The sequence below is a fragment of the Photorhabdus australis DSM 17609 genome (assembly GCF_000711895.1).
Lineage (GTDB): Bacteria > Pseudomonadota > Gammaproteobacteria > Enterobacterales > Enterobacteriaceae > Photorhabdus > Photorhabdus australis.
In genome coordinates, this window is the sequence record NZ_JONO01000003.1 from 19,334 (window position 1) to 32,851 (window position 13,518).

The window sequence follows — 13,518 nt, forward strand, 5'->3', positions numbered from 1 at the left end:
TACATTATTTGAGTCAAGGAAAATAAAATGGTTACTGTAACTTTAAAAAAATGGGGTAACAGCCCGTCGATACGAATCCCTGTAAGTGTAATGCAGGCTGCATCACTGAACGTTGAAGATAAGCTTGAATTGAGTGTTGAAGAAGGGCGTTTAGTTCTAGTGCCAGTAAAAACCAAAGAATACTCTCTGTATACACTTTTAGCCGGGATTACACCTGAGAACGTCCATAATAAAGTTGATTTTGGCTCTCCTGTAGGCAAGGAATTACTCTAAATGGTTTCCCGTTTCGTTCCTGACGCAGGGGATCTAATTCCGCATTCAATTTAACATAATATACATTAGGCGCACTATGATGAGTCCTGATGAAATCTGACAAGGTTACCGGCATAAGGCCTAAGCCCAACTGCCGCCGGTGCAATCTTCATTGCTTAGATGGTCAGCAACAGTTCTGAATAGCGTCGTCAATGGTATCGCCAGCAAAGTAACATCCGATCACGTCTGGCACAAAACCGGAAAACGATCCGTCGTCAGCCTGATGTAAATAAATAGGATATCTCATGCTTACACCTTCTCTTTGATTAAAGAGCGGCCTTTCAACCGCTTAAAAAACGCCATCCGTACCTGAGTGATTTTTACTCAGCGGGTTTAGAAAGAGGGATATCTTTTTGTCCCGCGTAGAAAACCAAGAGAGTAACACCCTCTTTGCCTGTGTAACCGCGATGGGTACTGTCAACCATCTCGGATATCACTTCTCCCGCCTTTATAAGACGTTTTTCACCACTGGACTTTTTCTCTGCCGTTAACACTCCGTGCAGCACGTAAGCAGCATTAGGTATCGGGTGCTGATGCCAGTCAAGGCTGGTATTTGGAGCAATAGTAATTTTAAGAACTGAAAGCTGAGGTGTACCTTTAGGATATCCTTGGTAAGGCACGCCATCCCAAGACTTTTCAGTCTCAAGCAATTTTTCAATGTTAATACCAGCAGTATTGTTGTCATGTGCTTGGGTGAAAAACGGAGCAATGAGGAAAGCAAAAGATGTAAGGATTGGTAAGGTTTGAATAGACAGGCGCATGCGGGATCCTTATTGTTTCTCTATTTATGAAATAATGATTTTAGTTAGTTCGGTGACTTTGTCGATGATGTCTTGGGGCGCTTTCTCAATAAATTTGACCTGACGCTCGTTAAACATCTTATGAGAGATCACAAACGCAGGACAGCGTTTCGTGATTTACTGCAGGGAAAATAAATAATACCACCAGTACTATATTGTACTGGTGGCTAGTTTAATTAATTATTAAATTTTCACCCAGGGATAAGCATCAGATGTTCCAGCGCCGTCAGGTTCGGTTCCCCTATTCCACCATTTAGCTTCCCAGTTTTGCCCTTTCCAGCTGACTTTATCGCCAGCTTTATACGCCTTATTTACATCCCATGTTGGGTAATCTCCACCTTTGTCCTGATCACCTGGATCAATATTGATACCTTTGAAGTAGAATGGCGTCATATCTATTTTCTGGGTAATTAACTCACAGCCAAGACCTTCTCTTGCTGCATTGACTAACAAACCTCGGTCTTGGTCAGCGGTCCATGTAAATATTCCACCCAAGTTCTTTTCCAATGCATATTGAGCCTTGGATTTAACGGAACGAGGAGTATCAGTCGAAATAAATAACTTACTTTCCTCATTGTAGAGATAATCTGCATCTGCTATTTCATCCGTATACAGTTTAAAATTATTCCTCCCTTCTTTTCCTTCCAAATCCAAATAATTATATATTGTGTCGTACCATTCTATTGTTCCTGATTCAAATGAGCCCGTTGTCGTAATTTTGGGATCTTTCTTCGGAACATAGCCAGGATCATAACTACCAGATAATGGAGAATAGCTATCAATAATAGTATTTCTAGCATTACGTGAATATCCAGTATAGCCAATATTGATTGCAGATGCTGGAACACCAATACTGAGTAAATATTCAACTGCTTTTTCTACACTATTCTCACCACCTGTATAATTACGGAGATTCGTGTGATGCAACAATTTCTCAGCCCATGGCGTACCAAAGAAATCATAGGTCATCACGTTAATACCATATAGTCCAGCTTCTAATAACTCTGGTATTTTAGATTTCTCCATTTTTTCTGGTACTGCGGAACAGGCTATACTTATTTTTATATCTGAACGCCCTGCTTCTTTGAAAACAGCAATTAAATCCTGAATTAAACTAATATAATAATCGCCATCATCTGGCGCATAAATATTACCATCGTTCCCAGCAACACCTGGGTATTCCCAGTCAATATCAATTTCTGTAAACATAGGGAAACGTTGGAAAATATCAACCAGACTCGAACAGAAATAAGATTTCAGTGTTTTATCTCTGACCATATTATAAAAGCCATTGCTCATGGTCCAACCACCAACACTGAATGACATAATAAGGTTATGGCCATGATCTTTTGCAGCTTGTTGAACTTTAGCCAATCCCCCTAATACGCCCATACTTTTAGATTGATCAAAATCCCTTGGCATTTGGATATCCTGCCAACCAGAATAAGTGCAATTCTGATAAGACTGGCAATCACCCCACGCATCTGTAAATGTCACTTCTCCATTATTGGTACGGTTAAATAATGGTGCTTGCTCTTTAATTTGCTGTTTTTTTTCACCTTCATCACCTAATATTCCACAGAACCCAATAATTAATTTATCATAAGCGAAAGGATTATCTAAAAGGTGTTGTAAATCTATTCCTCTACCACGACTGGCTGGATCTTGGTTTCCTTGTAATCTACCATCATATTGTGACCAATCTGTATAATAGCCGAAAACTTTAGGCTTATTTCGTGTATCATACTTATTATAAACAGGTAATAAGACTCTCCCCGATGTGTAACTGAAATTTATTGTCTCTGTTGATGGATTGAAATTATCTATTTGATAAGACTGTTCACTAAGAAAGTCTGTCTGGATTATTTTTGACATAAATTACCTCGACTAAATATCAATTTATTTATGTTGATGAACATTCCGACAACTTTATTTCTTACAGTGACGCAAATTTCATTCTAGCTTGGTTTGTTAGGAAAACAACTAATTGCTATTTGTTTGATTGTTAATGGTTGACTTAATTTTATGTCAATCCGAATGATATTATCACTTATTTATTATAATATGGAAAATTTAAAAGCAATAATTTCAATTTGAAATGTATTAATTTGTCATTGTCATAGTTGCCAATTTAAATAATTTAGATGAAATTCCGTAAATTAATTTTTACGGCTCATTGATTTTAATTTTATTTTCAGGTGACTATTTTTTTATGTTTTATACCTATACTGATTTGTATCATTAAGGGGATTTGTTTCTTTAATATATTATTATCATTCTTATTTTATATGGAGATGAAAATGAACACTAAAGATGTTCCGCCAACTATTATTATTAATGAAAATGGTTTTATCTCTCTGGAAGAGATCTATCAGATTGCAACAAAACAAAAAAAAGTAGAAATATCAAAGGGTGTCATGGATGTTTTGAATCGTGGCCGTGAAAAATTAGAAGAAAAACTAAATTCAGGAGAAGTAATATATGGAATTAATACCGGATTTGGCGGGAATGCCAATTTAGTCGTGCCGTTTGAGAAGATCTCAGAACACCAGAAAAATCTGTTAACTTTTCTTTCTGCTGGCACTGGGGACTATATGTCCAAAACTTGTATTAGAGCTTCACAATTTACTGTGTTACTTTCTATTTGCAAAGGTTGGTCCGCAACGAGATCAATTGTCGCTCAAACAATAGTCGATCATCTTAATCATGATATTGTGCCTCTGGTTCCCCGATATGGCTCAGTGGGTGCAAGCGGTGATTTAATTCCTTTATCTTATATTGCACGTGCATTATGTGGTATTGGCAAAGTTAATTATATGGAAGAGGAAATTAGCGCTGCTGAAGCAATTAAACGTGCAGGATTAACCCCGTTATCATTACAAGCAAAAGAAGGGCTCGCTCTCATTAATGGTACGCGGGTAATGTCAGGTATCAGTTCAGTTACCGTGATTAAACTGGAAAAACTATTAAAAGCGGCAATCTCTTCTATTGCGCTTGCTGTTGAAGCATTACTCGCATCTCATGAACATTATGATGCCCGAATTCAGCAAGTAAAAAATCACCCTGGCCAGAAAGCAGTAGCAAGTACATTACGTAATTTATTGGAAGGTTCGACACAGACCAGTTTATTAGAAGGTATTAAAGAACAAGCGAATAAAGCTTGTCGCCATCAGGAAGTAACCCGATTAAATGATACCTTGCAAGAGGTTTACTCAATTCGTTGTGCGCCGCAAATATTAGGTATAGTTCCAGAATCTTTAGCTACCGCTCGAAAAATATTAGAACGTGAAGTGATTTCCGCTAATGATAACCCATTAATTGATCCAGAAAATGGTGATGTTCTACACGGTGGGAATTTTATGGGACAATATGTTGCCCGGACTATGGATGCATTGAAATTGGATATTGCTTTAATTGCCAATCATCTTCATGCAATTGTAGCACTGATGATGGATAGCCGTTTTTCTCGTGGATTGCCAAATTCACTAAGTCCAACTCCTGGTATGTATCAAGGTCTGAAAGGTGTCCAACTTTCACAAACAGCTTTAGTTGCTGCAATTCGCCATGACTGTTCTGCCTCTGGTATACATACTTTAGCTACAGAGCAATATAATCAAGATATTGTCAGCTTGGGTTTGCATGCTGCACAAGACGTTCTGGAGATGGAACAAAAATTACGTAACGTTGTTGCAATGACAATTCTGGTAGTTTGTCAGGCAATTTATCTCCGCGGCAATATTAGTAAGCTTGCTCCTGAAACCGCCAAATTTTACCATGCAGTGCGTGAAATTAGTCCTCCTTTGGAAGCCGATCGCGCATTGGATCAAGATATAACTCGGATTGCAGATGCAATTATTAATGATCAGCTTCCTTTACCGGAAGTCATTCTTGAAGAATAAAGTGACTGAAATTCTTCAATAATTTCTTGACTAAAAATGCAGAACCCCATTTACTGTATTGGAATAAAGACAGTACCGGTACATAAGGGGTTTTGCATGATTGTTTTTGTGACAGGAGCAACTTCAGGTTTTGGCGAATCAATTGCTAGAAAATTTATTCAGCATGGCTCTCAAATTATTGCCACTGGGCGCCGTAAAGAGCGATTAGAAAAATTAAAAACGGAACTGGGGGATAAATTTCACTTTGTTCAACTTGATGTTACTGATCGGGTGGCGATTAATCAGGTTGTACAACAATTACCAGAATCGCTCCGTAATATTGATGTTTTAGTTAATAATGCTGGTTTAGCACTGGGATTGGAACCCGCGTATTTGGCAAACCCGGATGATTGGGACATGATGATTGACACCAATACCAAAGGACTGGTGAATATGACTCGTGCTCTGTTGCCCGAAATGGTAAAAAGAGATCGGGGACATATTATTAATATCGGTTCTACTGCTGCAAATTGGCCATATTCAGGTGGGAATGTTTATGGAGCAACTAAAGCATTTGTAAAACAATTTAGTTTAGGTTTACGGGCAGATTTACAGGGAAAAAAAATTCGTGTTACTGATATAGCACCAGGTTTAGTTGGCGGTACTGAGTTTTCTTTAGTACGCTTTAAAGGTGATAACGATAAAGTGAATAAGACCTATGATGGAGCTCAGGCATTAACAGCCGAAGATGTAGCAGAAGCTGTTTTTTGGGTTGCCAATTTACCCGATCATGTCAACATTAATACATTAGAAATGATGCCAGTTTGCCAATCATTTGCAGGGCTTAGTATACATAGAAATATATAATCACATTCTTCTTGATATTTTGTTGAATATCTTAATGCTATCTTATAATTTATCTACCTGATAATTCCCTATTATGCTATTAATAGATCCCACTTTCTTCCAAGAGGATAAAAGATGAATATTCATAAGTGTTTGATATTAAAAATAATATCTGCTATTGCTTTGGCAATTCCTTTGCTGTGGCAAGCGCCAGCATTGGCGGCAACCTGCACCTCCGGCAGCACCTGTGTCACAGTACATGGTAGCGGTGATTCAGTTCTGGATAAAGAAGCAGCCCGTCAAAGTAAAGAGCAATGGGATGAAACCAAAAATCTTCGTAATAAGGTTAATAAGCGTGCTGAAAAGGAATTTGATAAGTTAGATAAAGCGATTGATAACCGTGATGCATGTATGAAAAGTACCAATATAAATGCTTATTGGGAACCCAATACCGAACGTTGCCTGGATAGCAATACAGGTATGCCTATCAGACCGTAATGTTAATAAAGGTGATGATAATGAAGAAGATGACGAAAGCGTTTTTATCTAGTGCATTGATTTTTGCTGTATCTCCATTTGCATTTTCTGCTGCTGTACAAGCCTCATGTGAAAGCGTGAAAGAGCAAATTACACAAAAAATTATCAATAATGGCGTGCCGGAATCTGGTTTTAAGTTGGAAATTGTTCCTAATGACCAAGTTGAACAAAGCAGCGGTAAGATCGTTGGACATTGTGAAAATAATACCAAAAAGATTGTATATACTCGACAAGTAAGCCAATCCCCAAAAGTGACAGAATAAACTCTTCATAGAGGGCATTTATTTACTGCCCTCTTCTTTCGTAGCCTCAATAACTGATAATTATTTTCCAGTTTGTTTTAATATGGTAGAAATATCCAAGTAGCAGGATAGATCTTTCTCTTCTGGACGTAGAACATAAGGAATTTCGCCCAATTGTGGTGCATTAATATGACGGCGTAACCTTTCCAAGATTTTTATATAGTGAGATAAACCAGGATTAATTCTGTTTGCTATCCACCCAACTAACTGTAAACCATCACTTATTATTGCTTGTGCGGTCAAAATTGCATGATTTACACAACCAGGCTGAATTCCAACAACTAAAATTACTGGAATTTTTTCCCGAATAACCCAATCAAAATAAAAAGTTTCATCATTTAGCAGTACACGCCATCCGCCATTACCTTCAATAATAACGCGATCTGCTTTATTACTAAGATTATTTAATCCCTTTTTCATCAATTCAAAATCAATCTGATCTCCTTCACAGTAGCTGCTTTTCCAGATAATTGGGTTTATTTCTTCATATCTAAGCTGGACGGGAGAGGATTTTTGCATAATTACAGCATCTCGATTACGCATACCCTCTTCTGTTTCATAGCCTTCAGTAGCTATAGGTTTATAACCTACTGCTGTTGCTCCGTCACGATTAAAAACTTGTAATAATGCACGGGTAACAACGGTTTTACCGATGTCAGTATCGGTCCCCGTGACAAATAAGCGAGTTAACATAAATTTTGTTTTCCATAATGACAGATAAAATCCAATTAATGGGAGGCTAAGTTTAGAGGATATGACTATCAGGGAGATTGCGTTAGCTCAATGTTTTGTCTAATTACCGAGTAAAATGAATAGGTAAAAGATTTATATATAATCAATGTTATCACTAGAAAATCTTTATTCCAGGTCTATTACCCTCTCATTAGATTGATTAATAATGATCCATCATATAAAGCTTTTTTAACTGATGCCACCGCGGATAATGTTCCAGAGTTATTGAATTTCGTTGCAACCAACATAACTTGTTGACTATAAGCAGGCAAAGATTGCTGCTTAATACATTCATCAATGATTGGGTATAAAACCTGTTGGCAAGCGTTAAGAGGAGAACCGATCAAAATTTTCTCTGGATTAAACAAATTCACCATAATTGCGATAATATGGCCAATTTTTATCCCTATATTGCGAATAATATCTGTTGCTAAAATATCGCCTTTATTAGCCGCCTGACAGAGTGACTCAATAGTTAGTGGTTCACAATTAAGTAAAGAATCCGGGGACATGGTTAGCCGCTGTTTTGTTCTGGACAAAATATAATTGGTACTCGCAACAGTTTCCAGACAGCCTAAGTTTCCGCAATGGCAGAGCTCACCATTAGGTTCGACTTGAATATGCCCTATTTCCATTACACTACGGTTACCTGAATGTAATGTTTTCCCTGCAATGATAACGCCAGCGCCGATATTTTCATCAATCACAATTTGGATAATATTCTGACAATTTTTTGCCGCACCATATAATGATTCTGCCACCATCCAGGCAGTTATTTCATGTTGGAGGAATACGGGTAATCCCGTGCGGTGATGCAAATATTCACTTATTGGCAAGTCTTGCACCTGATAATAAGGAGAACTATGAATAAATCCTTTAGTTGAATCAACAATAGCATTGATAGTAATGCTAATTGCCGTCAGACGTTCAAGAGAAGATTGATGGCGACCAAAAAATGAATCAATTTCATCAATAATACTGTCTGAAAAAGACTTATGGTTGTTGGCGGGTAATAGTAATACATCTTCAACAACTAATTTGCCACTGAGATCACGAAGGCCCAACATCAATTTTCCCAGATTAATACTGACACATAAAAAATGCCAATTTTCAGAATCTAGCTTTAGTCCGGTTGCCGGGCGTCCTCTGAATCCTAAATCTAAAAATTCTGTTTCCATGACTAAATGTGCATCAACCAATTCACGCACAATTTTAGTAATACTGGCTGGAGCCAACTGCGCTTTTTTAGAGAGCTTAATACGGGAAATTGGGCCATATTGATCAATTAACCGGTAAACAGCACCAATATTATTTTGTTTTATTTGATCAATATGACTTGGTTGTCCATCCATACTTGCCCTTTTGCTCTCTAATTAATTCGTGCCTCAAAATAATTGAGGCTGATTATGGCGATGTTTTAGGCGCAAAGTATCATTTTTTCAATTAAACTGTGATATTAAGCACGAAATTAAGTGAGTTTCTACTTATTTTTCTCGTTTAAGATGTTAGACATGAGTAGTTTTGTCAGCCTGTTTGCTGCCGCTGATCCCGGTCTATTTTTATGATTTACCAGCCACACTTCAGAAAAAGAATAATCATCAGCGAGTGGGATATATTGGACACCATCGACTTTCATTCGGGTAAAAGACTCGGTAACAACACTAATCCCTAACCCGGCGGAGACCAGGCCAAGAATTGTCATTGCCTCGCCTGCTTCTTGTGAGATCATTGGCGTTACACCAGCTTGAGCGAGTAAAGTCATGATTTCATCATATAAAGCCGTCCCTACTTCGCGTTCAAAAAATACCAACGGATAACCAGCTAGCATTTCGAGTTCTATCCCTTGCTCCGTATATTCCAATAAAGGATGTCCATCATAAACAGCAAGTACAAAAGATTCACGAAATAACAGCCGATACTCTAGGTTATCTGGTAATTGAGTGTTACGCATAATACCAATATCTATTCGGCCAGTAAGTAATGGTGAGAGCTGTTGTTTCGTATTCATTTGATGCATATGAATAGATACCTCCGGATAGCGTTCCCGGAATTGTCGTAAGCTAAGCGTGATCTTAGGCATAAAAGGTATTGTAGAGGTGAAACCAATAGATATTTCGCCAAGCTCCCCTTTTTGCATTCTCGCTGCTTTTGTTGTAGCAGCATCAACCTGGGCAAGAATCTGATAAGCTTCCTCCAGAAACATGTTACCTGCCGGAGTCAGCTTCACATTTCGGTTATTACGCTCTAATAACTGTGCGTTTATACTATTTTCAAGCGACTGAATTTGTTGGCTTAATGGCGGTTGTGAAATGTTAAGCCGTTCTGCTGCACGACCAAAATGTAATTCTTCTGCAACTGCAATAAAATAGCGCAAATGCCGTAATTCGATAGCCATAATCACCTTCGATATTTAATACATATCATTATGAATGATTAATATATTAGACAAAATATTTCGCAATTCATATGCTTGGTTGAATCAAAACAAAAGTTACTTATTATGAGTTAAGTAAGGATTCATGTGAGCACTATCCATAGCATCAGTGAAAACCGAGTTTCTGGTAATGGTAATGATCTTATCCAGGATATTCAAAATGAGAAAAATTATCTTCAAAAAGAAGACCCTTTGTATATTAGAGTGACGTTGTCACTCTTTACTGTAGGATTAGCCTCATTTGCCTTGCTCTATTTTATTCAACCGATTCTACCGATGTTATCGGAAGATTTTAGTGTTTCTCCGGCAACCAGCAGTTTATCTTTATCACTTTCGACTGGAATGCTGGCCTTGGGATTATTGATAACAGGTCCCTTGTCTGATGCAATTGGCCGTAAAAATGTCATGGTAACTGCGTTGTTTGCCGCTGCATTTTTCACTTTACTGAGTGCATTGATGACCAGTTGGTATGGAATTCTGGTTATACGCGTTCTGGTTGGTTTATCCCTCAGTGGCGTTGCCGCTGTTGCGATGACTTATCTTAGTGAAGAGATTCATCCTAACTTTACTGCTTTATCAATGGGACTTTATATCAGCGGGAATTCTATTGGTGGAATGAGTGGCCGATTAATATCCGGTATTATCACCGATTATTCCTCATGGCGTGTTTCTGTCATCGTATTAGGTTCATTTGCATTGATTGCTGCCATTATGTTTTGCCGCATGCTACCCGAATCACGCCATTTTCGTCCAAACTCTCTGAAACCAAAATTTTTATTGATAAACTTGAAGTTACATTTTCGTGATAAAGGATTGCCATTACTATTTTCTGAGGCATTTTTGCTGATGGGCAGCTTTATTACCGTATTTAATTATATAGGTTATCGTTTACTCGATTCACCTTATCATTTTAGTCAGTCAACTGTAGGAATATTATCCTTTGTCTATCTTGCAGGTACATTCAGTGCATCTAAGGCTGGCGCATTAACAAGTAAATACGGACTTGGGAAAGTTTTGATAGCTACGATTAGTATGATGCTGGTTGGTATTCTTATTACTATGCTATCGTCTGCGGTGATGATTGTGATTGGTATAACAGTATTAACCTCTGGTTTCTTTGCAGCACATGCTGTCGCTAGCAGTTGGGTTGGACGTCGTGCTCGCCGGGCTAAAGCCCAGGCATCTTCTCTTTATCTCTTTTGCTACTATGCCGGCTCAAGTGTGGCTGGTACCCTTGGTGGTATATTCTGGCTTCAATTAGGTTGGAATGGCATTGTTCTATTTATTACCATTCTTACCCTTTTAGCTTTATTTTTAGGGTCTAAACTCATTAAGTTACCTGATGCCAAAATAGCATCTTAGTAAAAACCGCCCTAAACCAGTGCCCGAGCAGGGATATCAGGCGAGAGCCCAAAGGGCTTTAGGGCTGGCTACTCCGGCGTCTTCTGACTGGCAACGTACACTTTTAATGCTTTTCTCGTTGTGCCACCTGTGCTACAGGCAAAGTGTGATGCCCTCTTTGCGGCGGGAGCAGTCACGAAAGATGCTCAGTAAAATTACTCACAGCAAGGTACTGGCAACCTCTATACAGGTTTTAATGGGCAGCCACATTTCAAGACATGAAGGGTCGTTTGGCTCGGTGGGTAAAAAATCATACTGCCGATAAAACGAAATGACCTCTGGGGTCATAGGATCAACAAATAGTCCGATAGCCGATATTTGTTGTGCGACCAACACGGTGCGATAGATGGCATCAACCAATAACTTTTCGCCTAATCGTTTCCCTTGGCACGAATGATCCACAGCAAGACGGGCTAATTTTACTGCATTAAGTGGATGAGGATACTTTTTATAGTCTTTATGGGCAGGCGGCGTTATTACTGAATACCCGGTCAACGTGTGATAACCGATGATAGTTTTGGGTGTCGAATCCCAGCAGGCCACGTAAGTTTTTGATATGTGCTTTACGGTTTTCTGCCGGGCTTGTTGCTGTAAGAACTTATTTAATTCATTAACGCCGCAATCAAACACTTTGCGATTATGTTGATGGGTTATTTCTTCAATGGTTATCATTCACTGCATCCTTGTAGCCCAGCGCCGCTTTAAGTAGCTTCTTGCTTGCTTTCGGAGGATTTTCCAGCACAGCAAACAATGCATCCGCACCGGCCATCGACAAATGTAATGTTTCAGTTCGTTCAATCACGTTACGGGCCTTATCCATTGCCGACTCAATAAGGAATTGTGAAAGAGTCGCACCGGAGTAATCGGCTGCCCTTTGAATAATTTCTTGTATCTCTGCGGATGTTCGTGCAACCAAGCGAGTTTCTTTACGTTCTGTGTTAGTGGTCATAATTTTACCTATTGTCATCAGTATTAATAAATTCCATCAGGTATCATTATGGCACACGAAAAATCTGTATGCCACAATGACACACAAAAATCCATCATATAAGGTTCAGCTAACCTAGAATAATGTGAGGCACAAATAACGATGTGTCTTTTGTGATTCGGCCAATATCTTCCCTCACCGATAGACCAGCGGGCCTGTCATTGATGAGCCAGCTACCAATAAGCACGTGATTATCACCGAACTTTGGTAACGGAGTGTACTGTTGCACAATGTAACCCTCTTCCCCATAAGGCCCATCGATTTTCTCAATCACTTTGCCGTCTTTGTAAATACTGATATTCGCGCCCTCACGACTAAATATTGGCTTCTTGACATAATGAGTTAGACGTTTGGCTTTCGGGTCATCGGCAAAGTAAGCCTCGAGTAAGTTTGGGTGTCCCGGGCACATTTCCCAAAGCAACGGCAAGATGGCTTTATTTGACGTAATACACTTCCACATTGGCTCAAACCAGTTAACACCCGCTGTTGCCAGATGCTGAGCATATTCTTCGCGAAACATGAACTCCCACGGATATAACTTGAATATGGAGTCGATGACCTTACTATTATTATCCGTAAATTTGCCGCATTCGCTTAGGCCAATGTCTTCAACGTAGACAAATTCTGTGTAGATGCCAGCATCCTTAGCACAATCAGCCATATAATCGACCGTCCCCTTGTCTTCTTCTGTGCCCTTGCAACATGCAAAGTGAAGTGTATTGAATTGCAGGAACGGTTTAAGCTCGCGGAAGCGATTCACAAGCAACTCTTGCAGGAGATTAAATTGATCTGCCGAACGTGGTACTTCGCCGCGATTAACTTTGTCTTCTAACCACAACCAGCCAAAGAAGCCAAGCTCATAGATCGAGGTCGGCGTATCTGAGTTGATTTCCAATAACTTGGCTGTATTTTTACCGTCATAAGCAAAATCAAGCCGGCTATAGAGGCTAGGGTCTTTGCGCTGCCAGGATTCACGAACCAACCGCCACATTGTTTCTGGTATTTGGAATTTATCCATCAGCTTGTCGCTGTTAATCACGCGTTCTATCGCTTGAAGGCTAAGCTGGTGGATTTCCTCTGTCGGAGCTTCAATGTGTTCTTCAATTTGCTCAAGAGTGAACTGATAGTAACGATCTTCGATCCAGTACGGTTCATCATCAATCGTATGGAAACCAAAACCAAATTCTTTTGCACGCTTTTTCCAATCATGACGTGGTGTAGTTGAAATTTGTAGCATTCTTTAACCTTTCAATATTTCCTTATCTGCATATTGGAGAAAATTATCACC

Annotated in this window: 15 protein-coding genes; 6 read left to right on the plus strand and 9 right to left on the minus strand. The window is 39.1% G+C overall.

What is annotated here, in order from left to right; translation table 11 throughout:
* Window positions 1-27 precede the first annotated feature (27 nt).
* Window positions 28-273 (plus strand): AbrB/MazE/SpoVT family DNA-binding domain-containing protein, encoded by a 246-nt coding sequence (locus tag BO26_RS00080; RefSeq protein WP_036767999.1) that lies wholly within the window; start codon window positions 28-30, stop codon window positions 271-273.
* Window positions 274-436: 163 nt separating this feature from the next.
* Here the strand turns inward: BO26_RS00080 and BO26_RS21770 are convergent, their stop codons facing one another.
* The 3 genes from BO26_RS21770 to BO26_RS00090 all read right to left on the minus strand — a co-directional run bounded on the left by BO26_RS21770 (window position 437) and on the right by BO26_RS00090 (window position 2,987).
* Window positions 437-559 (minus strand): type II toxin-antitoxin system HicB family antitoxin, encoded by a 123-nt coding sequence (locus BO26_RS21770; RefSeq protein ID WP_072023193.1) that lies wholly within the window; start codon window positions 557-559, stop codon window positions 437-439.
* 73 nt (window positions 560-632) lie between these two features.
* Window positions 633-1,073, minus strand: coding sequence for a cupin domain-containing protein (locus tag BO26_RS00085; RefSeq protein ID WP_201771233.1), 441 nt, complete (start codon window positions 1,071-1,073; stop codon window positions 633-635).
* A 222-nt stretch (window positions 1,074-1,295) separates the two neighbouring features.
* Window positions 1,296-2,987, minus strand: coding sequence for a glycoside hydrolase family 18 protein (locus BO26_RS00090; protein ID WP_036768000.1), 1,692 nt, complete (start codon window positions 2,985-2,987; stop codon window positions 1,296-1,298).
* A 425-nt stretch (window positions 2,988-3,412) separates the two neighbouring features.
* Between BO26_RS00090 and stlA the strand changes: the two genes are divergently transcribed.
* The 4 genes from stlA to BO26_RS00110 all read left to right on the plus strand — a co-directional run bounded on the left by stlA (window position 3,413) and on the right by BO26_RS00110 (window position 6,636).
* A complete protein-coding gene (stlA, locus tag BO26_RS00095; RefSeq protein ID WP_051690812.1) occupies window positions 3,413-5,011 on the plus strand; it encodes a phenylalanine ammonia-lyase StlA in 1,599 nt (532 codons plus the stop codon).
* Window positions 5,012-5,107: 96 nt separating this feature from the next.
* Window positions 5,108-5,857, plus strand: a complete 750-nt coding sequence (gene ydfG, locus BO26_RS00100; protein WP_036768001.1) for a bifunctional NADP-dependent 3-hydroxy acid dehydrogenase/3-hydroxypropionate dehydrogenase YdfG — start codon at window positions 5,108-5,110, stop codon at window positions 5,855-5,857.
* A 114-nt stretch (window positions 5,858-5,971) separates the two neighbouring features.
* Complete coding sequence (locus BO26_RS00105; RefSeq protein WP_036768002.1) at window positions 5,972-6,334, plus strand: DUF1283 family protein; 363 nt, start codon at window positions 5,972-5,974, stop codon at window positions 6,332-6,334.
* A 29-nt stretch (window positions 6,335-6,363) separates the two neighbouring features.
* Complete coding sequence (locus tag BO26_RS00110; RefSeq protein WP_036768159.1) at window positions 6,364-6,636, plus strand: DUF1161 domain-containing protein; 273 nt, start codon at window positions 6,364-6,366, stop codon at window positions 6,634-6,636.
* A gap of 60 nt (window positions 6,637-6,696) precedes the next feature.
* Here BO26_RS00110 and bioD read toward each other — a convergent pair whose 3' ends face one another.
* From bioD to BO26_RS00125, 3 genes are all read right to left on the minus strand, one after another.
* Window positions 6,697-7,368 carry a dethiobiotin synthase gene (bioD, locus tag BO26_RS00115; RefSeq protein WP_036768003.1) on the minus strand — a complete coding sequence of 224 codons (672 nt, stop codon included), beginning with the start codon at window positions 7,366-7,368 and terminating at the stop codon, window positions 6,697-6,699.
* 179 nt (window positions 7,369-7,547) lie between these two features.
* Window positions 7,548-8,759 (minus strand): sugar metabolism global transcriptional regulator Mlc, encoded by a 1,212-nt coding sequence (gene mlc / locus BO26_RS00120; protein ID WP_036768004.1) that lies wholly within the window; start codon window positions 8,757-8,759, stop codon window positions 7,548-7,550.
* 128 nt (window positions 8,760-8,887) lie between these two features.
* Window positions 8,888-9,802, minus strand: coding sequence for a LysR family transcriptional regulator (locus BO26_RS00125; protein WP_036768005.1), 915 nt, complete (start codon window positions 9,800-9,802; stop codon window positions 8,888-8,890).
* A 144-nt stretch (window positions 9,803-9,946) separates the two neighbouring features.
* Here BO26_RS00125 and BO26_RS00130 point away from each other — a divergent pair, with 144 nt between their 5' ends.
* Window positions 9,947-11,203, plus strand: a complete 1,257-nt coding sequence (locus BO26_RS00130; RefSeq protein ID WP_051690820.1) for an MFS transporter — start codon at window positions 9,947-9,949, stop codon at window positions 11,201-11,203.
* Window positions 11,204-11,401: 198 nt separating this feature from the next.
* Here BO26_RS00130 and BO26_RS00135 read toward each other — a convergent pair whose 3' ends face one another.
* The 3 genes from BO26_RS00135 to BO26_RS00145 form a co-directional block, all read right to left on the minus strand.
* Window positions 11,402-11,914 carry a GNAT family N-acetyltransferase gene (locus BO26_RS00135; protein WP_036768007.1) on the minus strand — a complete coding sequence of 171 codons (513 nt, stop codon included), beginning with the start codon at window positions 11,912-11,914 and terminating at the stop codon, window positions 11,402-11,404.
* A complete protein-coding gene (locus tag BO26_RS00140; RefSeq protein ID WP_036768160.1) occupies window positions 11,901-12,191 on the minus strand; it encodes a type II toxin-antitoxin system TacA family antitoxin in 291 nt (96 codons plus the stop codon). The genes BO26_RS00135 and BO26_RS00140 overlap by 14 nt, the downstream gene beginning before the upstream one ends.
* Window positions 12,192-12,300: 109 nt before the next feature.
* Window positions 12,301-13,467, minus strand: a complete 1,167-nt coding sequence (locus tag BO26_RS00145) for a glutathionylspermidine synthase family protein (protein WP_036768008.1) — start codon at window positions 13,465-13,467, stop codon at window positions 12,301-12,303.
* Between the last annotated feature and the right edge of the window lie 51 nt (window positions 13,468-13,518).

Excerpts from the sequence above, each read along its gene's own strand:
- BO26_RS00105 (WP_036768002.1), top strand. The coding sequence starts at position 5,972 with ATGAATATTCATAAGTGTTTGATATTAAAAATAATATCTGCTATTGCT.
- BO26_RS00090 (WP_036768000.1), bottom strand. The coding sequence starts at position 2,987 with ATGTCAAAAATAATCCAGACAGACTTTCTTAGTGAACAGTCTTATCAA.
- BO26_RS21770 (WP_072023193.1), bottom strand. The coding sequence starts at position 559 with ATGAGATATCCTATTTATTTACATCAGGCTGACGACGGATCGTTTTCC.
- BO26_RS00085 (WP_201771233.1), bottom strand. The coding sequence starts at position 1,073 with ATGCGCCTGTCTATTCAAACCTTACCAATCCTTACATCTTTTGCTTTC.
- BO26_RS00145 (WP_036768008.1), bottom strand. The coding sequence starts at position 13,467 with ATGCTACAAATTTCAACTACACCACGTCATGATTGGAAAAAGCGTGCA.
- stlA (WP_051690812.1), top strand. The coding sequence starts at position 3,413 with ATGAACACTAAAGATGTTCCGCCAACTATTATTATTAATGAAAATGGT.
- bioD (WP_036768003.1), bottom strand. The coding sequence starts at position 7,368 with ATGTTAACTCGCTTATTTGTCACGGGGACCGATACTGACATCGGTAAA.
- BO26_RS00080 (WP_036767999.1), top strand. The coding sequence starts at position 28 with ATGGTTACTGTAACTTTAAAAAAATGGGGTAACAGCCCGTCGATACGA.
- BO26_RS00140 (WP_036768160.1), bottom strand. The coding sequence starts at position 12,191 with ATGACCACTAACACAGAACGTAAAGAAACTCGCTTGGTTGCACGAACA.
- ydfG (WP_036768001.1), top strand. The coding sequence starts at position 5,108 with ATGATTGTTTTTGTGACAGGAGCAACTTCAGGTTTTGGCGAATCAATT.
- BO26_RS00125 (WP_036768005.1), bottom strand. The coding sequence starts at position 9,802 with ATGGCTATCGAATTACGGCATTTGCGCTATTTTATTGCAGTTGCAGAA.
- BO26_RS00110 (WP_036768159.1), top strand. The coding sequence starts at position 6,364 with ATGACGAAAGCGTTTTTATCTAGTGCATTGATTTTTGCTGTATCTCCA.
- mlc (WP_036768004.1), bottom strand. The coding sequence starts at position 8,759 with ATGGATGGACAACCAAGTCATATTGATCAAATAAAACAAAATAATATT.
- BO26_RS00135 (WP_036768007.1), bottom strand. The coding sequence starts at position 11,914 with ATGATAACCATTGAAGAAATAACCCATCAACATAATCGCAAAGTGTTT.